This window comes from Streptomyces sp. MZ04 (assembly GCF_004684775.1).
Classification (GTDB): Bacteria; Actinomycetota; Actinomycetes; order Streptomycetales; family Streptomycetaceae; genus Streptomyces.
Genome location: NZ_SRIC01000137.1, coordinates 1 through 20985 on the forward strand (window position 1 = coordinate 1; position 20985 = coordinate 20985).

Consider the following 20985-nt stretch of genomic DNA (forward strand, 5'->3'; position numbering starts at 1 on the left):
CCCACCCGTTCCGCGCCCCCGCGCACACCACCCATGGAGGAACGTTGTCCACCCCCACCCCACCGGCGGAGACCGAGACCGCACTCGCCCGCCGCTACCGCCTCGAACTCAACACCGGCACCGACACCACCTCCGTGTGGATGCTCGTGCCCGGCGTTCAGGAGTTCGCTCCCAAGGTCGAGCCGACCCAGCAGAAGAGCACCACCTACGACGACGAGGGGTGGGCGGACAGCACGGTGACCGAGCTCGCCTGGTCGATCGAGGCCAAGCTCGCCCACCGCTGCCACCCCACCACCGGCGTGTTCAACGCCGCACAGGAGAAGTTGCGTTTGGCCTCCGAGACGTTCGGCGTGGCCTCGCGCGTGCACGTGCGCTACTACGACCGCGAGGGCCGCGACGAGGCGTACGAGGGGTACGCCCTGGCCACGTGGGAGCCGGACGGCGGCGCCGCCGATGACCTCGACACGGTCAAGGTCACCCTGACCGGCAAGGGCCCCCGCAAGAAGATCACCAACCCGGCCGCGCCCGCGGGCGGCGGCACGCTCACCCTCGCCGCCGCGAGCAACACGAAGGAGGCCGCGTAATGGCGTTCGAGCCCATCGACGAACTGCTCGACGAAACGCTCGTCCTCCCGGTCAAAGGCCGCCGCTACACCATCCTCGCGCCCTCCGCGGAAACCGGTCTGGCCGTGCAGGCACTCGTGCAGAGCGCTGCGGTCGCCGCGAACGGCGGCGAGGTGGACACCGACGCCCTCGGCGATGCGGCCGAGCGCGACCTCTACCGCGACCTGCTCGGCGACGCCTACGACCAGATGCTCGCCGACGGCGTGAGCTGGCCGGCACTCAAGCACTGCGCGCGCGTCGCGATCGTATGGGTGGTGCAAGACAAGGCCACCGCCGAGCGCGTGTGGCCCTCGGGCGGCGACCCTTCTCGACTGGCCCCGAACCGGCAAGCGCGCCGATCGGGCGGGGCGAATACGACGAAGAATCCGGCCTCTGGGAGTGGTACGAGTTCCCGCCCGGCACCGGCCCGCGCACGCCGCAAGCGTCACTGACCTGGCCCCAACTCCTCGAACAGTGGCCTCTGATCGAGGCCGACCTACACGAGATCTACGGCCTCGACGTCGGCGACCGGCGCCTCATGCGCGCCCGCTCCTGGCGGTGGCTACGCGTGCGCATCCTCGGCCTTCTCTCGGCCGAGTCCCGGCTCTCTCGTCACTTTGCACCACCTGAACAACCCCCGCGGTAGTCCGCTGCTGTAGCGGCCCGCGCCCACCACCTAGTACGACAGGAGGTGGGCGCGCGTGGCGCTGACTGTCGGCGAACTCACCGGCTATATCGACCTCGACGACTCCGGGGCACAGCGCGGCCTCGCCCGCACGCGGGCCGGACTCGACGAACTCACCCGCGGCGCCGATGCGCGCATGCGTGACCTGCGCGGCAGGTTCGTTGCGGACTCCGCGGCCATGGGCGGCGCGCTCGGCGACAACATCCGTTCCGGCGCTGTGCGCGCGGCCAAGGGCCTGGCCCTGGTCGGCGGCGCGGTCCCGCTGGTGGCCGCCGGTACGACCGCTCTTGTCGGCCTGGCCGCGGGCGCGGTCGCGGCCGGACTGGCGGTCAAAGCGTTCTCGGCCGCGGTCGGCCCGCAGATGGAGGCCGTACAGGAGGTCGCCACCCTCGCGGCCGAGGCGGAGAAGGCCGCCGCCGAGGGCGCCGAGGACGCAGCCGAGAAACAACAGGCATACACCGACGCTCTCGCCCAACTCCCCCCGGCCACCCGGGATGCGGCTACGGCGTTCATCGGGCTGAAGTCGGATTACAAGGCGTGGTCCGACAGCCTGTCCACCACCATGCCGGTGGTCACCAAGGGCATCACCGTCCTCCGGGACCTGTTGCCCACCTTGACGCCGTTCGTCGAGGCCGCCGCGGGCGCGTTCTCCGGGTTCTTCGACGACGTCTCAGCGGGCATCAAGTCAGCTGAGTTCAAGGAGTGGGCGAGCGAGACCAGCGCGGTTGCCGGACCCGCGCTGCGCGACATCTTGACCGTGGTCAAGAACTTCGCGATCGGCTTCGCGGGCCTGCTGCAAGCCTTCCTGCCCGCCTCCGCCCGGCTCACCGGCGGCCTGGTCTCCATGTCCGCCGCGTTCGCCGACTGGGGCACCTCCCTGGACGACTCCGAAGGCTTCGCGACCTTCCTCGACCTTGCCGAGCAGGGCGGCACCACCCTCGCCGGCCTCGGCGGCGCGGCCATCGAGCTACTCGTCGCCCTCTCCCCGCTGCTCGGCCTCACGGCTCAACTCGCCTTGTATCTCGCGCAGATGATCAGCGCCGTGCCGACCCCGGTACTCACAGCGCTCGCCGTGGTCATCGGTTCCGTGACCGTAGCCACGAAGGCATGGGCACTGGCGCAAACGGTCGTGGCCGCCCGTAACGCCATCTGGACCAGTAGCCAATGGGCGCTGAACGCTTCGATGTTCGCCTCGCCCGTGTTCTGGATCATCGCCGCGATAGTCGCCCTCGTGGCGGTCGTCGTGCTCATCGCGACCAAGACGACGTGGTTTCAGACGGCGTGGTCGGCGGCGTGGGGCTTCATCAAGTCGACCACTGACACGGCCGTCGCGGGCGTCGGATCGGCGCTGAGCTGGTTCGGATCGCTACCCGGAAAGCTCGGCGACTGGTTCGGCGGCGCGAAGGATGCCGCCGTTGGCAAGATCACCGAACTGACCTCGTGGCTAAGCGGGTTGCCCGGCCGTACGGCGTCCGCCCTGTCCGGTCTGCCGGGCAGTCTGCGCGCCTCCGCCTCCCGCGGCTTTCAGGCGTTCCGTACCGCCGCCGGGCAGAAGGCATCCGACTTCATCGCGTGGGTCCGTGGCATGCCCCGCCGCATCGCGAACGGCATCGGCTCTCTCGGCTCCCTGCTCACCGGCAAGGGCCGCGACGTCGTGCGCGGCCTGTGGAACGGCATCAAGGCCATGGGCTCATGGATCAAGAACAAGTTGATCAGCTGGGCCAAGGCCATGATCCCGGGGCCGATCGCCGACGCACTCGGCATCAACAGCCCCTCCCGCGTCATGGCACAGGAAATCGGTCAGTGGATTCCCGCCGGTGTCGTCGACGGCATCGAGGCGGGACAGGGCGCGGTCGATCGCAGCATGAGAAACCTCGTCTCCACGCCCACCCCCGGACAGGCCACGGCCGCCGCCTGGTCCGCCCACACCGCATCGCCCGCAGGCGGAGCAGACGGTGGGCGCATCGTCCTGGACATCACCGGCGCCGACGGCGAGTTCAAGCGCCTCATCCGCCGCATGGTCCGCGTCGACGGCCGCGGCTCGGTACAGACCGCATTCGGCGCCTGATAGCGACGGGCACAGAGCCCGCCAACATCAGGCGCCGACATCACGGTGCGGTACGGCCCCTACCAGAGCGGCGAGAAGGCGATCTGGTAGATCCCAGTACTGTCAAAGTCGTCTCTTTCGTCGGCGGCCGCCGTGGTGGCCCCGCCCATGAGGGCAACAGCCGCCAGGGCGGCCGCCAGCACTGAACGCATACGCATCGTGTTTCTCCTTCAGATAGTCCGTCCGACACCCATATGCGTTCTCGGGACGTGGCTCGGGGACCGTACGCATGCGGTTGATCAACTCGAATGCAGCCTGATCTTCGTCCACACGGCCGATCTCCTACGACATCTGAGAGGAGGTCCCGCTCGTGGCATTCCCCGACGACCCGCTCGGCGTCCGCGTCGAGCTGTACTTCGGCGGCGCGTGGCTCGACATCACCGGCGACGTGTTCACCGAAAACCCGATCACGATCACGCGCGGGCGCCCCGACGAGGGCGCCCGCACCGACGCGGCCACTTGCTCATTCGTCCTGGACAACACCAGTGGCCGCTACAGCCCGCGTAACCCGCGCTCCGATCTATTCGGGCGTCTGGGCCGCAACACCCCCGTACGCATCTCCGTCGCCCCGCTGGGCCCCGCCGGGCCGCGCCTGGTCCGCTTCCTGGGCGAAGTGCCCGGCTGGCCCGTGAAGTGGGGCACCCCACACGACGTGCGCGTGTCCGTGACGGCCGCCGGCATCCTGCGCCGACTCGGGCAGGGTGCGGCACCGCTGCAATCCGCGATGCGCCGCGAGTTCTCCAACCCCGCCCGCACGTCCATCGTTGCGTACTGGCCGCTGGAAGACGGCTCCGGGGCAACTGAGTTCGCCTCGGCGATGCCCGGCGCGGCTCCCATGCGCATCACCATGACCGGCATCAAACCGGCCGCGTACACCGGACACGAGGCATCCGACGCACTGCCCACCCTGGGCGAGGGCGCCCTCACCGGCACCGTGGCCGCCTACCCCACGACCGGGGAAAGCGCCCTGCGGTTCTTCGCCGCGTTCCCGGACGCCGCGCCCGAAGCCGAGACCGTGCTGTGCAGCTTCGCGACCACCGGGCTCATCTCCCGGTGGACCATCACACTGCGCCCCGACGGGCGGCTGAGCATGTACGGCCGCAACGTCCTGGGCGTGCTCTTCGTCGACCTGACCGCGGGCGGGAACTCCCTGCTCGGCAAGAAGGTCAACATCGGCCTAGACCTCCTACAGACCGGCCCGCTGACCGACTGGCGGCTCTACTACGTCGACCTCGACGCCTACACCTACGAAGGCGGGCCCGTCCCGGAGTGGAGCGGCAACACCGTCCCCAACGCCGTCGGCCGGATCACCCACATCGGCGTGGGCGGCGGCAAGGCCGGCGAGATCACCGTCGGGCACGTCGTCCTCGCCAACGCCGCCGCCGCGTACAGCGGGACCGGCCGCGCGATGATCGGGTGGGCGGGCGAGACCATCGCCAACCGCCTCCGCCGCCTCGCCGCCGAAGAAGAGATCCCGTTCACGTACACCGGCCGCCCCAACGCCGCCGGTACCCGGCTCGGCGCGCAGTCCGTCGCCACCCTGCTCGACCTGTTCCAGGACGCCGCGGACGCCGACGGCGGCATGTTCCACGAGCAGCGCGACGCCCTCGCGCTCGCCTACCGCACCCGCGCCACCCTCTACACCCAGGCGCCCGCGCTCACCCTCGACTACGCCGCCCGCGAGGTCATCGCCCCACTCGAACCCGTCGACGACGACCAGGCCGTACGCAACGACGTCACCGTGCAGCGCACCGGCGGAAGCTCGGCGCGCGCCGTCCTCGCCACCGGCCCTCTCTCCGTGCTGGCACCGCCGGACGGCATCGGCCGCTACACCGACAGCCGCACACTCAACCTGTACTCCGACGACCAGTGCGCGCCCTACGCCTGGTGGGGACTGCACCGCGGCACGTGGGACGAAGCGCGCTACCCATCCGTGTCGGTGGCTCTGCATGAGGCGCCGCACCTGGCCGAGGCGGTCGCCGCGGTCGACGTCGGCGACCGCGCCGCCATCCTCAACCCCCCGCCGTGGCTCCCGCCCGGCACGGTCGAGCTGCTCGTCGAGGGCTACACCGAGACCCTCGGCGTGCGCACGTGGGACATCACGTTCACCTGCTCGCCCGGCGGGCCGTGGCTGGTCGCCACCCTCGACGACGTCCAGTACGCGACCGCCGGAAGCGACGGCACCGAACTGGCCGCCGCCCTCGACCAGGCCGCGACCGTCCTCGACGTACGGGTTACCGCGGGCCCGCCATGGCCCACGGCCGCGCTCCCGCTGAACACCACCGGCGACATGGCCGAGGGCCTGGTCGGCTGGACCCCCTACGGCGGCACCCTGGCCCGCATCCCCACCCCGGACCGCGGGGCGGGCATGGGCGAGTGGTCCGTGCAGTTCACCCCTGACGGCGTCGAGGAGTACCCCAACGTCGGCAGCGATCTCCTGCCCGTCACCGCGGGCACCCGCTACACCGTCGCCGGATGGATGCACAGCGCCGTCACGCGAACCAACGACCTCGACATCAACTGGTTTGACGCCGCGGGCGAGTACCTCGACACCGCCGCCAGCAGTCAGGCCGTGACCGCGGGCGCATGGGTCTGGTTCGAGGAGGCGTTCACCGCACCGGCCGGCGCGGCATTCGCCAACATCGCGGCCACCGTGCCCGACTTCCCCCCGGCCACCGACGTGCTCACCGCGACCCGCCTCACCCTGCGTCCCACCCTCGACGGCGAGGCGCCCGGCGTGTTCCCGATCGCCGTAGAGATCGGCGGCGAACACCTCGACGTGCACGGCATCGCGCCATCCGCGACGGCCGGTCTCCAGACGTTCACCGTCACCCGCGGCACAGATGGCCTCGCCCTCCCGCACTCCGCAGGCGCCGCAGTGCAGCTCGCCCGCCCCGCCCTTGTCGCCCTCTAAGGGTCACTGGCGGGCAGCGCCACAGGTCGGACAGACGGCATCCGAACTGAACTCAGGAGAGTTGATTCGCTCGTACATCTCCTGAAGGTGGGCGACGTCGCCCACGTGAAGACCTTCAATGACACTGGCAGTGGGGTCCCTCAGCGTGCCCAGCCTCGTGACCACGTTGGACAGCAGGAGGATCCCCAAATACTCGGGGTTCTCCCGCACTCGCAAGTCACCGAGCGGAGCAAGCTCATCTCGGGCTGTCGCCCGCCGCATCGTGCCCTTCCGATGCCTGACGCCCTGCGCATCGACGTACCCATGGGGCAGCTCAAAGTCGAACTCTGTCTCAGCCATGGCGCCTTCTCCTCCGGCGGGTGAACACCTGTCACGGACCATGCCCTGCCTTGTCAGACAGCACCGTCCCCAGCTGCTGCTCGCTACCCCCATCCGGTAGTCGACCAACCCAATCACCGAACGGTTCACCCGAACTGGTCAAGACAGTCGGCCCTGCACAAGGCCTTGAGGAGGAGCCCCCTTGTCCACGCCCGTTGCTCAGTGGGTCCCCGGCATGCAGATGACCGCCGGTCGGCTTCAGTACATGCTGGAACGGCTCTCTGAGTCCCTGACCGTCACAGCGTACGGAGCCGTCGGCATCGGCACCGTGGACGATGCCCCCGCGGTTCAGGCCGTGCTGAACGCCGCCAAGATTCGTGGCGGTTGGGTCATCGTCCCGCCCGGTACCTACCTGCTCGCCACGCTCCCGCTGCGCATCTACCGCAACACCCGGCTAACGCTGCTGCCCGGGGCGCGCTTCGTGCGCGGCGCCGCCGAGACCATGCTCATCAACGGCGACGCCGCACAGAATTTGGGCGGCTACACCGGCCACGGCAACATCACCATCGAGGGCGGCGTCTGGGACTGCCAGGGCACCGCACCGGGGCTGACCGCCTCGGCCATGTGCATCAGCATCGGCCACGCCCGCGACATCACCATTCGGGACGTCGAGATACGGGATGTGTCCGGCTACCACGCCATCGAGCTCAACTCGACGAAGCGCGGCACCATCGAGAATTGCCGGTTCCTGGGCTACTACGACCCCGGCGCCCGTGACTTCTCCGAGGCTGTGCAGCTCGACTTGGCCAAGTCATCGGGGGTGTTCGGCGGCTTCGGTCCCTACGATCACACCCCGTGCGAGGACATCCTCATATCCGGCTGCTACTTCGGAGCATCCGGCACGAGCCTCACCGCGGCGTGGCCGCGCGGTATCGGCTCGCACTCCGCGACGATCACCAAGTACCACCGCCGAGTTCGGGTCTCCGACTGCACCTTTGAGGGTGTCACCCAGTACGCCGTCAGTGCCTACAACTGGGAAGACGTCGCCGTGACCGGCTGCAACTTCAGCGGCTGCGGTTCCGGGGTGCGCTTCCGCACCGTGATCCTCACCGACACCGAAGACACCAAGCGGTCCGACGGCACGCAGACCGGCGCCTCACAGGCCATGCGCAACCTCACCGTGACCGGCTGCACCTTCCGCAGCGGGGGCGGCTACGACGAGCCGATCGTCACCCTCGGCGAGACGTCCGGGCAGATCCTCAACCTGACCATCGGCGACAACGCCATCGACGGCAGCACCGCCGGACAGAACGGCATCCGCCTCCAGCAGGTACAGCGGTTCGCCATCTCCGGAAACACGATCTCCAGCGTGGACGGCACCGCCGTGTCGATGGAGAACGCCGACAACGGCGCGGTGACCGGCAACCAGATCTACACCCCCGGCTCGCACGGCATCACCGCCGTCACCTGCACCCACATGTCGATGACCGGCAACCAGGTCCTGTATCCGGGCGGGAACGGCGTCCTGGTCCAGGACGGCAACAACATCCACATCCGCGACAGCTACATCAAGAGCCCCGGACGCTCGGCGAACAACACCTACTACGGCATCCGCCTGAGTAGTACCGCGTCATCCATCTCCCTGTCCGGGAACAAGGTCCGCCCCAACGGCAGCGGCAACGAAGCAATCAACGGCTTCTCCGCGACGAACACGTGCAGCCTCATTGCCCGCTACGGCAACGACTGGCGCGGATCGGAGTTCACCGGCGGCGCCCTCGACGACAAGTCACCCTCCCCGCAGACCCTCGCGACCGACCTCGCCTGAGCTCACCGCCCGAAGCAGCATTCAACGACACGGCCGAGGTCCCACGAACGGACGGCCCAGCTCCGCAAACGGTCCATGATCGTTTTATCCGCATGCCGAACCGGCGATATCTGGCACCCCACAGGTCAGTTCCCTCACCAGGAGGTACCCCATGCGTATGCGCACGATCTTCGCCACAGCAGCGCTCGCCACGGCCACCGTCATCGGCGGAGCCGGCGCGGCCACCGCCGATCCCTTCCCCGGCGCCCAGGCCGTTGGCGCCACGCAGTACTCACCCGGCCGCGTCAGCGGCAACGTCCAGGTGCCCATCAACCCGGGTGCCAATGCGTGTGGGAACACAGTCAGCGCTATCGGACTCTTCGAACCTGGATCTGACCGCTTCTGCTTCAACAAGTGAAACGCCCCGCCAGGACACTCCTTCTGTCCTCATAGCCAGACCGTTCCGCCTCACCGCCGAACGGCTCCCCGCCCCCGTCGCGTGCCGGATGCGACGGGGCATCCTCATGTCTGGAGTCCTCCCCTTGGCACGCATGCCCGGCGCCACATGGCGCCCTATACCGATCAACTTCACCAACAACGGACAGGACCAGGTCCGCGGCGTCGTCGTCCACATCATGGCCGGAACCCTTGCCGGTACAGATTCGTGGTTCCGCAACAACAAGGCCCGCGCGTCGAGCCACTTCGGCACCGGCAAGGGCGGCGCCCTGTATCAATGGGTCGACACCAGCGACCGCGCGTGGGCGCAGGCCGCGGGCAACACGTCGTGGCTGTCCGTCGAGAACGAAGGGCGCGGCGGCGACACCCTCACCGACGACCAGCTCGACCGCAACGCGGCAGTGCTCGCGTGGGCCCACAAGACCCACGGCGTACCCCTCAGGGTCGCCACCTCGACCAGCGAACGCGGCCTCGCCTATCACGGGCTTGGCGGAAGCGCGTGGGGCGGACACACGTCCTGCCCCGGCTCCCGCATCGTCGCCCAGCTGCCCGAGATCGCCCACCGGGCAAAGAAGCTCGCAGGCGACGGCGGCACCACGCCGGACAAGCCCAAGCCGTACACCCCGCCGCCCTTCCCCAAGGGCCTCGCCCCAGGCCGCAAGAGCCCGTCCGCCAAGCCACTACAGCGCGCACTCAAGGCCACCGGATACCTCGCCAAGAGCGTGCCCGAGGCCAACGCGTACGGCCCGCAGACCCAAGCCGCCGTGGCCCGCTTCCACAACGCCCACCCCGCCTACCGCGCCGAGGGCAAGTCCCACGACCCGGCCGTCGGTCCGCGCGGATGGGCCGCCCTGCACCTCCTCGCCCACACCAAGTAAGGAGCACCACCCCATGACCGACGCCACACGCCGCACCCTGCGCACCCTCGTACAGACCACCATTGCCCTCGCCGCGACGATGCCCGCCATCGTCCAGGCATCCGGCATCCCCGAAACCCTGCCGTGGGTCGCCGGCGCGCTCGCCATCGCGGGCGGCCTCTCCCGTGTCATGGCTCTCCCCAGCGTCCAGACGCTCATGCCTGCGTGGCTGCGCAGTGAGCCGAGCGTCGACGACGAGCTGCTCGCCCTGCGCCGGAAGGAGGACGCGACGGAGTGAGGCCCACGACGACCGGCGTCGCCTCGCTCGACACCGCGGTCATATGGATCGGCGCCCTCGTAGCGGTGGCGGGCGCCCTCGCCCTCGCGTGGCGGGCGAGCCGTTCGCTACGCCGACTCACGCGTCGCGTTGGGGACCTCGTCGACGACTGGCAAGGCACCGAGTCTCGCCCTGGAGTCCCCGCCCGCCCCGGAGTCATGACCAGGCTCGGCGCCATCGAGGACCGTATCGGCCGCGTAGAGCACGAGCTGCACCCCAACAGCGGTGCATCCCTCCGCGACGCCGTCGACCGCGTCGACCAACGCACCCGCCGCATCTCCCCCGACGACGACATCTAGACACAGCGCCTCCGGTCACCGGCTCAATGCCGGTGACCGGAGGCGCATTTTTCGTTGTGGCGTATGCGAGAGGACCCCCGGCCGCATGCGTCGGAGGCCCTCCCTGGGGGTCACCGTGCCCCTTGACCTATGCGGCCACGAGGACGGGAGCCGTTCCCCCTCCTCCGCCGCCCGCCCCCGCGTGGGAGACGTGGGAATCTGGGCGGACGCGGTGGCATATTGGCCAGGAGATTCCCCGGGCATGGCGCCGGCGGGCCCCGGTACGTCTGGGGCTCCGAGGGGCTTGGATCTGCACTCGCACAGGATCGCGGTAGCAGTAGCAGGTGTAGACCTACCCATCGCGGTCGAGGGGCGGGGGCGTCACGGCGCGGTGTGGGCTCGGGATCGACCAGTAGATCGCCAAGAGCGCGAGGATCGCGAGGGCGATGGACAGAGCGACGGTTCCCCACATGGCCCGTTCGAGGTTCATCCGCCGACCTCCCCCGCATCGTGCGGTTGGCTCACCAACAGTCCAACCTTGTCGGCAAGTTGATAGGTGAGACACCGCGCGAGATCGGGCGGAAGTTCGACGAGCAGGGTCATGTCGAAGTGGAGCCACAGTTCATCCGGAGTGCCCGTGCGTCCGTTCGCGGACACATGCACCATGCTCGGCGTGATCACGAGGAACCCCTCCCACCCTCAACAAGCCGAAACCACACGGCCTTTGACGTCGGAACTTGGGCGCCGTAATGCGTGATTCCCCACGCATCGGCGCACTCGTCGACGATGAACAGGCCGAGGCCGCCCTCGCCGTCTGCCACCTCCGGGGGCATCGGGCGGTAGCGCGGTTTGTCGTCGTGTACGTAGACCCAGGTTTGGCGTTCGTCGACCGTCACCTCGACGTGCACGACGCGTGTCGCAGTGTGGCGATAGACGTTGGTGACGATTTCGCTCGTCAAGAGCCGTGCCGTCTGTGCGAGCGTCTCGTGCCCAGTCGTACAGAGCAGAGTGACGACCAGATTCCGCAGCACGGCAGCGGCTGTTGGCACGTTCGCCGTGGTCAAACGGTAGGTCGTAGAGGACTTTGGTTCGTGCGATGCAGGAGGTGCGGGCGGTGCTAAGGCTGTAGGCATTTCGTCGTCTCCCAACGCGGTTGTAGCGCGCGCTGCCTGCCACCGTGGCTTGGGCCGCCTTCCGAGATCACGCGACAGCTCAGGGCGTGCGCGAGCGGCTGCACTGCGGGATTACCGACGTGCGGCGCGATGCTGCGGAAGACGGTAGCGGTTTCGTCTCACTAGTGGTACCTATTCGGCTCAACCGTTGAACAAAGTGGATACCTGCTTGGTGACGGGCCACACTGAGTGGCAACAGGAGGGGTGCCGATGCCGCCGAGGAAGGCCCCAACCGCGCGGCAGCGTCGGTTGGGCACTGAACTGAAGAAGATCCGCGAGCACGCCGGACTTTCACTCGCAGACGCCGCAGCACTGCTCAGCACCGACCGGACCACCATCAGCAACACCGAGAGCGGGCGTTTCGGTGTGAGCGGCGAGCGCGTGCGGACATGGACAGGGCACTACGACTGCCCCGACGTCGAGTACGTCGAGGCGCTCGCCGCCATAGCGGAGGAGCGAGGCAAAGGGTGGTGGGAGGACTACCGCGGCGAGTTGTCCGCTGGCGCCCTCGACCTCGCCGAACTTGAGCACCACGCCGTAGCGTTGCGCGCGGTTCAGATGATGCACATGCCTGGCCTGCTCCAGACCGAGGACTACGCGCGGGCCGTATTCGCGGAAGCCGTGCCGCCGTTGAGCCCGGCAGACCACCGCCGCCGACTCTCGCACCGCCTGAAACGGCGCGACGTCCTCGACCGCGAGTCACCACCCACGTGCACGTTCTTGATCCACGAGGCCGCACTACGAATGAAGTTCGGCGGCCCCGAGATCACACGTAGCCAACTCGACTACCTGCTGAAGGAGTCCGAGCGAGACAACGTGATCGTTCGGGTAGTCCCCTTCGCCGTCGGCGGTTTCCCGAACGCCGGAAGTTCGACACTCTATGCGTACGGGTCAGTGGCGCAACTCGACACCGTACAGACCGACACTCCGACCGGCCCCGCGTTCCTCGACGCCGAGACGCGTCTCGCCAACTACCGGGCCGTACTGGATCGGACCCAAGAGAAGTCGCTAGACCCCGCGAGGTCGCGCGACTTCATCCGCGAAATCGCACAACAAGTATGAAGGCGTGGGAATAGTGGCAAATCAGTGGCTCAAGTCCTCGTTCTCGACAGACTCTGAGGGCAACTGCATCGAGCTAAAGCGGGTCGGCGACTCGGTACACCTGCGAGAGAGCGACGCCCCCGACACGATCGTCGAGACCACCCCCGAGAAGCTGCTCGCGTTCCTCAAGGGTGCCAAGGCTGGCGAGTTCGATCACCTGATCTAAACCACCGAGACGTGAGACGCATGGCCCCTCATCCTGGCGGATGGGGGGCCTTTGGCGTTCCGTATCAATCAACGGCATATGCCGTCTCACTCGTTAGACGTCAAACTGTTGATACGGATCTGTAGCTACCGCTACTTTCAAATGGCGCCGCCGTAGCTGGCCATGCATGGGCCGACCGCGGGCTACGGCGGCAACTCTCCCCAGCTTTGCGCCAGTTGAGGAGAGGGCCCAGGGTTGCCCCCTGCCTGTGATTCCACGTCGGCAGGGAGGGGGCAATCACGATGCTGCGTCGTCCATGCGCTGGCTGCGCTGCGCCGCGGCAAGCGAGAGGACTCATGCATGAACGCCGTCGACACCATCCGCTCAATCGAGCTGGAAATCACCGGCACTTGCGATCTCCAATGCACGCACTGCTGCACCATGTCTGGCCCCAAGGTGAGTTCCGGCCTCATGACCCGCGACAACTGGGACCAGGTCATCACCGACGTCGCCGCCCCCCTCGGCATCCCCGCCGTGCAGATGATCGGCGGCGAGCCCACCCTCTCGCCCCACCTGCCGCACTACATCGAACTCGCCACGGAACTCGGCCTGGCCGTCGAGGTCTACAGCAACCTCACCCACATTCGCCCCGCCCTCTGGCACGCCTTCAACCGCCCCGGCGTCACCCTGGCCACGTCCTACTACTCCGACCACGCCGAGCAACACGAGCGGATCACCCAGGGCAAGGGCAGCCACGCCCGCACTCGCGCGAACATCCTCGAAGTCCTCGACCGCGGTATCCCCTTGCGCGTCGGAATCGTCGAGGTCAACCCCGGACAGCGCGTCGCGGAAGCCGAGGCCGAGCTACGCGCCCTTGGCGTGAAACGCGTCGACGTCGACCGCGCCCGGAAGGTGGGCCGCGCCGCCACGGGCACCATCCCCACCGTGGATGAGCTGTGCGGCCACTGCTTCCGCCACCGCGTATCCATCGACCCCGACGGCAACGTGTCCGGGTGCATCTTGTCCCGCTTCCTAGAAGCCGGGAACGTCCGCGAACGGCCCCTGCCCGAGATCCTGCACGACGCCCTATGGTCGGAAATCACAGCCACCATCCCCACGCCCCGGAGCGCATGTCCCCCCGACGACTCCGGCGACTGCGACCCCGCGAACACCGACGCCTGCCTCCCCGACTACCCCGACGACGTCACCCCCGTCGTCCCCCTCTCCCTGGAGGCCACCACGTGAACTGGCGACCACACGCGCAAGCCCTCGCCGAGAGCGTCACCCACCGCTCATCCCGATGGCGCGACCCCGTGGCCGGCACTCCACGCCACCTGTTCGTGCCCCGCTGGTGGGAGCGCGCTGACGCCCGGTGGGCTCTGCAAGCCCCGCACGATGAAGGCCAGTGGTACGCCGCCGCCTACCGCGACACATCCCTCGTCACCCGCGTCGGCCCGCACCACGCCGACCGCGCCAAGGCCGACGACCACCCCACCGGCCGCCCCACATCCTCCGCCACCCTGCCGAGCCTCGTCGTCAGCATGCTGCGGCACGCCTACCTCGACGACGGCGACCAACTCCTCTACGTCGGCACCGGCACCGGATACGGCACGGCCCTCGCCGCTCGCCGCCTGCACTGCGAGCAGGTGACGAGCGTGGACGTCGACCCCTATCTCGTCGAGACAGCACGGGAACGGCTCGACACCATCGCCCTCGGCCCTCGCGTCGAGACCGCGGACGCCACCGGCCCACTTCCCGTCGCCGCCGAGAGCACCGACAGCCTCGTGTCCATGGTCTCCGTCCGCACCATCCCGACGAGTTGGCTCACCGCGCTCTGCCTCGGCGGCCGACTCGTCACCACCATCGCGGGCACCTCACTCCTCGTCACCGCGGAGAAGGACAACGACGGCGGAGCCACCGGCCACGTGCAGTGGGACCGCGCCGGATTCATGCCCGTGCGCCACGGCGACGACTACCCGCCTAGCCTCGCCCCTCTGCTCGCCGCCGCCCGGCACCAGGACGGCGAAGAGGTCACCACAGGCCCCTACCCCGTCGTGCAGGTCGAGGAAGCATGGGACCTCGATTCCATGCTCAGCCTCACGGCCCCCGGCATCGTGCACGAGTACCGCGAGCACAAGGGGCAACGCACCGCGATCATGGCCCATGCCGACGGCTCGTGGGCCCGCGCCACCGCCGAGGGCACCGGTCGGCCCACCGTTCACCAGGGCGGCCCACAGCGCCTGTGGGACATCCTCGACGGCATCCGTCAGGACTGGCTCGCCACCGGCGAACTCCCCGTACGCGGAGCCCGCGTCTTCATCAGCCCGGAGGGACGCACGATCCTCGCCCGCGGCGAGTGGCATGCCCAACTCTGAGGGCAAGCGATGGCCCCGGTCCTCTCTGGCGAGGACCGGGGCCATCTCCGTGCGTGTGAGCCCGATGACTCCACGTGTTTTGCACGTCCTATCCAACAGCGGAAGGGCCGCATGGCGCCCCCCACACAACTGCTGCATCGTGGATATGTGAACGCGGATCAGGTAATTGATCTCGTGCAGGTACTTATCTGGCCAGCCGTGGTGGTGGGCCTGGTGCTGTTCTTCCGCCGGCAGGTGAACGAACTGCTGCTACGGCTCAAGGCCGCCAGCTTTGGCGCACTTCAGGCCGTCTTTGAAACTGGAGTGAAGAACGCCGAGAAGGATGTCCACGCCGTTGAAGCGAAGAGGCCAGAAGCCCAGTACGAGCAGGAAGCCAAGCACGAGCCAGGAACCGCGCCCGCGGACGAGCGCGGCACTGAGCGGGCGCTGGACGAAGTCTTTGATCAACTGCGTGAGCTTGTTGAACTAGCCCCGGAGTCTGCCGTCGACACAGCCTGGAAAGTGCTCTTCTCGACACTAACCGTGATCGAGGCTCCCATGGAGGGCAAGTCCGTGACCGAGCCATCCCTGATCAAGAGGATGGGCCAGGCTGGGCTCGGCGACGAAGAGGTACGTGCACTCCGCTCGCTTCGGAGAGCGCGCATTGAAGCCCTCGAAGCGCCGCAAGTGGTGACGCCCCAAATGGCTCTCAAGTACATAGAAGCAGCTCATTCGATGGCTCACACGCTCACTGAGTTCAGCAGCAGAGCAGGCCTCACCAGTTTTCAATGACATCGACGCTACGGCCCCGCACGCCGTTCCTAAGCGGCGGCGGGGCCAAAGTTCGACACCCTTAAGTTCCGCGCACTTGTTTTGCACGCTCTATCCAGCCATAGGGTCGAGGGCGGCTCGTCGTCCACCCCAGGAACCCCACATGCCCGTAACTCGTGTCCACTGGGACGACCTACCCCTCACTGCGCGCGAAGCCGTCGAGCAGCGCACCGGCCCGATTCTGCGCACCAGCACAGCCGAGGCTGGCGCAAACTCCGGGATCGCTGTCACCGCCCACACCGTCGACGCAACGCTGTTCATCAAGGGCGTTCCCATCGACCACCCACAGGCCCGCACACAGCAGCGCGAGGCCGCTATCAACCCGTACCTACCCCCAGCCTCCCCGCGCCTGCTCTGGCACGAGCAGGCCGCCGGATGGGACCTGCTCGGATACGAGCACCTCGTCGGTCGGCACGCCGACTACACCCCCGGCTCACCCGACCTACCCCTCGTCGCCCGCGCCCTCGTCGAGCTCCAGAACACCCCCTGCCCTGAGATCGAGCTCAAGCGCGCCGAAGACCGATGGAGGGGCTACGCCGGCCCGGCCGGCGTCGAGCAACTCGCCGGCGACACCCTGCTGCACACTGACCTGGCCCCGCACAACATGCTCGTAACCGACCGCGCGCACCTGATCGACTGGGCATGGCCCACCCGTGGCGCCGCATGGATCGACCCGGCCGTACTCATCCTGCGACTCATGGAAGCCGGCCACACTGCTCCGGCCGCGGACGCGTGGACCCGCGACCGCATCCCGTCATGGGCTACGGCTTCCCCCGCGTCAGTGATGGCCTTCTCCGAGGCGAACGCTCGGCTCTGGGACGACATCGCCCGCAGCGACCCCCAAGAGTGGAAGAAGCGCATGGGCAGCCTCGCTCACGTCTGGGTGACCTACTGGCGAGCACGCACCCCGTAACCCACACCCGTCTACTCTTTCCGCCGTGGGCCTGGCAGGCGGAGTTACGTCCTCAAGTACGTGGTGTCTGGGATCTTGTGCGTAGCCATCCAGCCTGCTGGGATCTCGGACGGCCGTCAGCTTCTGAGGGGGAACCGCTTGCCCGCCTGGCTCCTCACACTCACGCTCGCCATTTCCGTTTCAGGCATGCAGACTTGGTTCAAACTGGTGTCCAGGGAGCCTGATCCCGCAACAGGCAGCAGACACGCACTCACCTTGGACGATGCGGTCTTCTGGATCGACTGGGTGGTCACCGCTGTATCGGCTCTCTTCCTGTTTCTTCTCGGCGCGGCCCAGGACAACAAACCCATTGGGACGTCATACGTGTTCGCCGCCCTAGTGGCACTGGTGCTGGGCGGAATGGTCCTGCCATACGCCTTTCGGATCCTCTGCTACGACGGCACAGGAAAGATCAAAAGCTGGGTCCATGTCGCCATCGCGGACGCAGTTGGCCTGCTGGTTCTCTTTGCATGTGTCGCAGCGGGGGTGAAGACGTATGGTGCGTGAACCTCAAAGGCGACGCGCAACCGTAGTGGTATCAGTGGCGGGCGTGGGCCTAACGATCAGTGTCGCGGTTGTCGCCGTAGTCCTGTCTTCGGGCCTGTCCAGCGCCGATGGTGTGGCGTCTGTGATCACAGCCATTCTTTCAATCTCTGCCTTGCTCGGCACCTTCGGCGGCGCTTGGTGGGGACACCACCGCAGAGATCAGGACGAGTAGCCCAGAGAGACTCCACCCATCTCACCTCTCCTCCGCGTGGAGCAGGGAGGAGTCATACGCCTAGGGCACAAAGGGACTCGCGCCGTAGGCGTATGACGACCAAGCTCAACCGGTGGTCGAGGTCCAGGGTTGAATCATCACGAACGCGGGGCTACCTTGCTCAGCCCGTTGATGATGCGGTCCATCGCGTCGCCGCCCGTCGGGTCGGTGAGGTTGGCCAGCATCTTCAGCGTGAACTTCATAAGAAGCGGGTGCGTAAGGCCCCGCTGCGTGGCGATCTTCATGACCTTCGGGTTGCCGATGAGCTTCACGAAGGCGCGGCCGAGGGAGTAGTAGCCGCCGTACGTGTCCTTGAGGACCTTCGGGTAGCGCTGCAGCGCCAACTCCCGCTGGGCGGGCGTCTGGCGGGACTGGGCCTGGACGATGACGTCCGCCGCGATCTGCCCGGACTCCATGGCGTACGCGATGCCCTCGCCGTTGAACGGGTTCACCATGCCGCCCGCGTCGCCGACCAGGAGCAGGCCCTTGGTGTAGTGCGGCTGGCGGTTGAAGGCCATCGGCAGGGCCGCGCCGCGGATCGGCATCGTCATGTTGTCCGGGGTGTAACCCCAGTCCTCCGGCATCGACGCGCACCAGGCCTTCAACACCTCGCGCCAGTCGAGCTCCTTGTAGGCGGAGGAGGAGTCGAGGATGCCGAGCCCGACGTTCGACGTGCCGTCGCCCATGCCGAAGATCCAGCCGTAGCCGGGAAGCAGCCGGTCCTGGGCGCCGCGGCGGTCCCACAGCTCCAGCCAGGACTCCAGGTAGTCGTCGTCGTGGCGCGGCGAGGTGAAGTACGTACGGACGGCGACGCCCATCGGACGGTCCTCGCGGCGGTGCAGACCCATCGCGAGGGAGAGCCGGGTGGAGTTGCCGTCGGCGGCGACGACGAGCGGCGCGTGGAAGGTGACCGGGGTCTTCTCCTCACCGAGCTTGGCGTGCACGCCCGTGATGCGGCCGGTGCGGTCGTCGACGATCGGGGCGCCGACGTTGCAGCGCTGGTGCAGGCGGGCGCCCGCCTTCTGAGCCTGGTTCGCGAGCTGCTCGTCGAAGTCGTCGCGCTTACGGACCAGGCCGTAATTCGGGTAGGAGGCGAGTTCCGGCCAATCGAGCTGGAGCCGAACGCCGCCGCCGATGATGCGGAGGCCCTTGTTCCGGAGCCAGCCCGCCTCTTCGGAGATGTCGATCCCCATGGACACGAGCTGCTTCGTGGCGCGCGGCGTCAGACCGTCGCCGCAGACCTTTTCCCTTGGGAACGCGGTCTTTTCGAGCAGCAGTACGTCGAGGCCGGCCTTCGCCAGGTAGTACGCCGTCGTGGAGCCGGCTGGCCCGGCCCCGACGACGATCACATCTGCGGTGTGTTCGGTGAGGGGCTGGGGCTCGGTCACGGCGGGTTCTCCCCAAGGCTCGAAATATGTGTGCCGGCGGGCACGGGATATGGGCAGTCTATGCAGCGGTACTGATCCACCAGCCGAAGGGCCACCCGTGACAAAGCAGGCACCGCCGAACCAGACCCTGCCCGCCGTACAGCTGCGCGTTCCCACCGACGAGGACGCCTTCGTGTGGCACCGGCTGTTCGACGATCCGGACGTCATGGAGTTCCACGGCGGTGTGTCGGCCGAGATCTCCGTGTACGAGGAACTGACGGCCCGGCAGCGCAGGCACGACGCCGAACTCGGCTTCTGCTTCTGGACGTTGCTCGACGCGGACGGCGAGCCGATCGGCTTCACGGGGGCGCAGCCGTGGCCGCACGACTGGGGCCCCAAGGGCAGGATCGAGATCGGCTGGCGGCTGGCGCGCGCCGCTTGGGGCAAGGGGTACGCCACGGCCGCGGCGCGGACGACCCTGGAGCGGGTGCGGGCGGCGGGGACAGCGGATGTGGTGGCGATGGTCGACGTCCGCAATGAGCGGTCGGTGGCGGTGACACGGCGGCTCGGCATGACGCTGGAGGAGACCTTCACGCTTCCGGGGGGCCGGCGGCAGGGGCACCGCTTCGGTCTGGTTCTTTAGCTCGCCGAGTGCTTCGCTGGGGAGGCGACGGGGTGCCGCCCTCTGTCCGCGGCGCCGTCGTGGCTGGTCGCGCAGTTCCCCGCGCCCCTTCGGGGCGCGTACAGCTGGGGGGTGACATCCGTGACGAAGGCACCCAGGACCGCCGAAGTGCGCGTACCGCGGCTGATCGGTCTCATGGCCGTCGACGCGCGCGAGTCGGCCGCGGAGCACGGTGTGCTGCTCGCGGCGCCGGACCGCCCCGACTTCCACCTGGTCGTCCTCGACCATGTGGTGCGGCAGTACCCGCTGCCTGGCATGTGGATCCCGCGCGACGCGGTCGTCACGGTGTGGTTCGAGCTGGGCCCCGGCGAGGGCGAAGGCGGCGCGGGTGTACGGGAACCGCGCCGCCCCGGGCCGCCGGACGGCGGACTGCGCAGGGAGCTGGACGAGCCGGGGCCGGAGGTCGGCGTCGGCTGGTGACCTCGGGCGCCCCCTTCTGCGCCTGGCCGTTTCTGTGCCTGGCCGTTTCTGTGCCTGGCCGTTTCTGTGCCTGGCCGTTTCTGTGCCTAGCCGTTGACCCGCCAGTGCTCCAGCGCGATCCGGTGGATCTTCTCGCCCTCGCCCGCGGGCCAGAAGTCCGCGCGCCAGGAGAGCTGGATGGCGTACTCGGTGCCGTTGTCCGCTACGTAACTCTGGTTCAGCGCATGGATCTCGCGGCCCGACGTGTCGGTGTACGTGTACTCCCAGATGGCGCCGCCGCGCCCCTGGAAGGTGTTCGGCTCGAGGCGGATCCGCTCGTAGTCGGACTTCTCCGGGTCCTTCTTGGCGTCCTTCTCGATCGTCGTGAAGTTCTCGTACGAGGTGTACGTGGCGTTCGGCACGACGCCGACGAGGAACTCCTCGCGGCCGGTCGACCCGGCGTACACGATCTGCCCCGGCCGGTCCTCGCCCTGCCGGGTCCACCCCTCGGGCACGGCGAACTCGAAGCCGCTGACGTCACTCACGAGCTCCGACCCTGCGGGCACCTGGCCGCCACCGGCGTCGGAGGCGGGGCTCTCGCTCTGCTGATCCGTGGGGGTGGCCGAGGGGGACGGTGACTTGGCGGGCTCCTCGGTGGGCGACTCGCTGCGGCTGACGGCGGGCTTGTCGTCCTTGCCGGCATTGTCTGCCTTGTCATCACCGTTGCTCTGCCAGAGCAGAACACCGGCCGCGGCACCACCGCCGACGACAAAGGCGGCGGCGAGGGTGCCGACCCAGAGGGCGGTGCGGCGACGGGGCTTGGGGGGCCGCTGACCGAGGTGGAAGGTGTGGGGGTCGTATACGGGG

The 20985-nt window shown here is 68.3% G+C and carries 24 protein-coding genes and 1 pseudogene; 18 read left to right on the forward strand and 7 right to left on the reverse strand.

The window, feature by feature from the left end; all coding sequences use genetic code 11:
• The 3 genes from E2651_RS25370 to E2651_RS25385 all read left to right on the forward strand — a co-directional run.
• Positions 1–584: hypothetical protein (locus E2651_RS25370; protein ID WP_348541668.1), on the forward strand; the 584-nt coding region annotated here is incomplete at its 5' end.
• Entirely contained in the window at positions 584–1054 is a 471-nt protein-coding gene (locus E2651_RS25375) for a hypothetical protein (protein WP_135333529.1), read from the forward strand. The genes E2651_RS25370 and E2651_RS25375, both read left to right, overlap by 1 nt.
• Positions 1055–1303: 249 nt before the next feature.
• Positions 1304–3355: a hypothetical protein gene (locus E2651_RS25385; RefSeq protein ID WP_135333530.1), complete on the forward strand. Its 2052-nt coding sequence runs from the start codon at positions 1304–1306 to the stop codon at positions 3353–3355.
• A 59-nt stretch (positions 3356–3414) separates the two neighbouring features.
• Here E2651_RS25385 and E2651_RS44135 read toward each other — a convergent pair whose 3' ends face one another.
• Complete coding sequence (locus tag E2651_RS44135; RefSeq protein WP_167828889.1) at positions 3415–3552, reverse strand: hypothetical protein; 138 nt, start codon at positions 3550–3552, stop codon at positions 3415–3417.
• A gap of 152 nt (positions 3553–3704) precedes the next feature.
• On the opposite strand from E2651_RS44135, the gene E2651_RS25390 reads away from it, so the two are divergent.
• Positions 3705–6308, forward strand: coding sequence for a hypothetical protein (locus tag E2651_RS25390; protein WP_135333531.1), 2604 nt, complete (start codon positions 3705–3707; stop codon positions 6306–6308).
• A 3-nt stretch (positions 6309–6311) separates the two neighbouring features.
• On the opposite strand, the gene E2651_RS25395 is transcribed toward E2651_RS25390, so the two are convergent.
• Positions 6312–6689, reverse strand: coding sequence for a hypothetical protein (locus E2651_RS25395; RefSeq protein ID WP_135333532.1), 378 nt, complete (start codon positions 6687–6689; stop codon positions 6312–6314).
• Between the two features lie 139 nt (positions 6690–6828).
• Between E2651_RS25395 and E2651_RS25400 the strand changes: the two genes are divergently transcribed.
• The 5 genes from E2651_RS25400 (at position 6829) to E2651_RS25420 (ending at position 10379) form a co-directional block, all read left to right on the forward strand.
• The gene (locus E2651_RS25400; protein ID WP_135333533.1) at positions 6829–8451 is read left to right on the forward strand and encodes a right-handed parallel beta-helix repeat-containing protein; all 1623 of its coding nucleotides are present in this window, start codon (positions 6829–6831) and stop codon (positions 8449–8451) included.
• Between the two features lie 157 nt (positions 8452–8608).
• Positions 8609–8848: a chaplin gene (locus E2651_RS25405; protein ID WP_245239200.1), complete on the forward strand. Its 240-nt coding sequence runs from the start codon at positions 8609–8611 to the stop codon at positions 8846–8848.
• A 133-nt stretch (positions 8849–8981) separates the two neighbouring features.
• Positions 8982–9764 (forward strand): peptidoglycan-binding domain-containing protein, encoded by a 783-nt coding sequence (locus E2651_RS25410; protein ID WP_245239201.1) that lies wholly within the window; start codon positions 8982–8984, stop codon positions 9762–9764.
• A 13-nt stretch (positions 9765–9777) separates the two neighbouring features.
• Positions 9778–10041, forward strand: a complete 264-nt coding sequence (locus E2651_RS25415; protein ID WP_135333536.1) for a hypothetical protein — start codon at positions 9778–9780, stop codon at positions 10039–10041.
• Positions 10038–10379 carry a hypothetical protein gene (locus E2651_RS25420; RefSeq protein ID WP_135333537.1) on the forward strand — a complete coding sequence of 114 codons (342 nt, stop codon included), beginning with the start codon at positions 10038–10040 and terminating at the stop codon, positions 10377–10379. Before E2651_RS25415 ends, E2651_RS25420 begins: the two co-directional genes overlap by 4 nt.
• 331 nt (positions 10380–10710) lie before the next feature.
• On the opposite strand, the gene E2651_RS44140 is transcribed toward E2651_RS25420, so the two are convergent.
• Genes E2651_RS44140 through E2651_RS25430 form a run of 3 tightly spaced genes read right to left on the reverse strand, consistent with a single transcriptional unit; the run spans position 10711 to position 11422 of the window.
• Entirely contained in the window at positions 10711–10848 is a 138-nt protein-coding gene (locus E2651_RS44140) for a hypothetical protein (protein ID WP_167828890.1), read from the reverse strand.
• Complete coding sequence (locus tag E2651_RS25425) at positions 10845–11039, reverse strand: hypothetical protein (RefSeq protein WP_135333538.1); 195 nt, start codon at positions 11037–11039, stop codon at positions 10845–10847. Before E2651_RS25425 ends, E2651_RS44140 begins: the two co-directional genes overlap by 4 nt.
• Complete coding sequence (locus E2651_RS25430) at positions 11036–11422, reverse strand: ATP-binding protein (RefSeq protein WP_167828891.1); 387 nt, start codon at positions 11420–11422, stop codon at positions 11036–11038. The genes E2651_RS25425 and E2651_RS25430 overlap by 4 nt, the downstream gene beginning before the upstream one ends.
• 318 nt (positions 11423–11740) lie before the next feature.
• Here E2651_RS25430 and E2651_RS25435 point away from each other — a divergent pair, with 318 nt between their 5' ends.
• From E2651_RS25435 to E2651_RS25465, 7 genes are all read left to right on the forward strand, one after another.
• Positions 11741–12592, forward strand: coding sequence for a DUF5753 domain-containing protein (locus tag E2651_RS25435; protein ID WP_135333540.1), 852 nt, complete (start codon positions 11741–11743; stop codon positions 12590–12592).
• A gap of 13 nt (positions 12593–12605) precedes the next feature.
• On the forward strand, positions 12606–12797 hold the full coding sequence (locus E2651_RS25440; protein WP_135333541.1) for a DUF397 domain-containing protein: 192 nt from the start codon (positions 12606–12608) through the stop codon (positions 12795–12797).
• A 339-nt stretch (positions 12798–13136) separates the two neighbouring features.
• Positions 13137–14021 (forward strand): radical SAM protein, encoded by an 885-nt coding sequence (locus E2651_RS25445; RefSeq protein WP_135333542.1) that lies wholly within the window; start codon positions 13137–13139, stop codon positions 14019–14021.
• Complete coding sequence (locus E2651_RS25450) at positions 14018–15151, forward strand: methyltransferase domain-containing protein (protein ID WP_135333543.1); 1134 nt, start codon at positions 14018–14020, stop codon at positions 15149–15151. The genes E2651_RS25445 and E2651_RS25450 overlap by 4 nt, the downstream gene beginning before the upstream one ends.
• Before the next feature lie 147 nt (positions 15152–15298).
• A complete protein-coding gene (locus E2651_RS25455; RefSeq protein ID WP_135333544.1) occupies positions 15299–15922 on the forward strand; it encodes a hypothetical protein in 624 nt (207 codons plus the stop codon).
• 142 nt (positions 15923–16064) lie between these two features.
• Complete coding sequence (locus E2651_RS25460; RefSeq protein WP_135333545.1) at positions 16065–16874, forward strand: aminoglycoside phosphotransferase; 810 nt, start codon at positions 16065–16067, stop codon at positions 16872–16874.
• A 138-nt stretch (positions 16875–17012) separates the two neighbouring features.
• A complete protein-coding gene (locus E2651_RS25465; RefSeq protein ID WP_135333546.1) occupies positions 17013–17420 on the forward strand; it encodes a hypothetical protein in 408 nt (135 codons plus the stop codon).
• Between the two features lie 348 nt (positions 17421–17768).
• On the opposite strand, the gene E2651_RS25470 is transcribed toward E2651_RS25465, so the two are convergent.
• Positions 17769–19058: a geranylgeranyl reductase family protein gene (locus tag E2651_RS25470; protein WP_135333547.1), complete on the reverse strand. Its 1290-nt coding sequence runs from the start codon at positions 19056–19058 to the stop codon at positions 17769–17771.
• Positions 19059–19155: 97 nt separating this feature from the next.
• On the opposite strand from E2651_RS25470, the gene E2651_RS25475 reads away from it, so the two are divergent.
• Both E2651_RS25475 and E2651_RS25480 read left to right on the forward strand, forming a co-directional pair.
• Complete coding sequence (locus tag E2651_RS25475; protein ID WP_245239203.1) at positions 19156–19680, forward strand: GNAT family N-acetyltransferase; 525 nt, start codon at positions 19156–19158, stop codon at positions 19678–19680.
• 120 nt (positions 19681–19800) lie between these two features.
• Entirely contained in the window at positions 19801–20139 is a 339-nt protein-coding gene (locus tag E2651_RS25480; RefSeq protein WP_135333549.1) for a PASTA domain-containing protein, read from the forward strand.
• An 86-nt stretch (positions 20140–20225) separates the two neighbouring features.
• Here the strand turns inward: E2651_RS25480 and E2651_RS44145 are convergent.
• Positions 20226–20985, reverse strand: a pseudogene (locus E2651_RS44145) (hypothetical protein); the annotation flags it as partial.

Coding starts and splice junctions, on each gene's coding strand:
- E2651_RS25460 (WP_135333545.1), top strand. CDS start 16,065: ATGCCCGTAACTCGTGTCCACTGGGACGACCTACCCCTCACTGCGCGC.
- E2651_RS25445 (WP_135333542.1), top strand. CDS start 13,137: ATGAACGCCGTCGACACCATCCGCTCAATCGAGCTGGAAATCACCGGC.
- E2651_RS25395 (WP_135333532.1), bottom strand. CDS start 6,689: ATGGTCCGTGACAGGTGTTCACCCGCCGGAGGAGAAGGCGCCATGGCT.
- E2651_RS25435 (WP_135333540.1), top strand. CDS start 11,741: ATGCCGCCGAGGAAGGCCCCAACCGCGCGGCAGCGTCGGTTGGGCACT.
- E2651_RS44135 (WP_167828889.1), bottom strand. CDS start 3,552: ATGCGTATGCGTTCAGTGCTGGCGGCCGCCCTGGCGGCTGTTGCCCTC.
- E2651_RS25405 (WP_245239200.1), top strand. CDS start 8,609: ATGCGCACGATCTTCGCCACAGCAGCGCTCGCCACGGCCACCGTCATC.
- E2651_RS25375 (WP_135333529.1), top strand. CDS start 584: ATGGCGTTCGAGCCCATCGACGAACTGCTCGACGAAACGCTCGTCCTC.
- E2651_RS25410 (WP_245239201.1), top strand. CDS start 8,982: ATGCCCGGCGCCACATGGCGCCCTATACCGATCAACTTCACCAACAAC.
- E2651_RS44140 (WP_167828890.1), bottom strand. CDS start 10,848: ATGAACCTCGAACGGGCCATGTGGGGAACCGTCGCTCTGTCCATCGCC.
- E2651_RS25415 (WP_135333536.1), top strand. CDS start 9,778: ATGACCGACGCCACACGCCGCACCCTGCGCACCCTCGTACAGACCACC.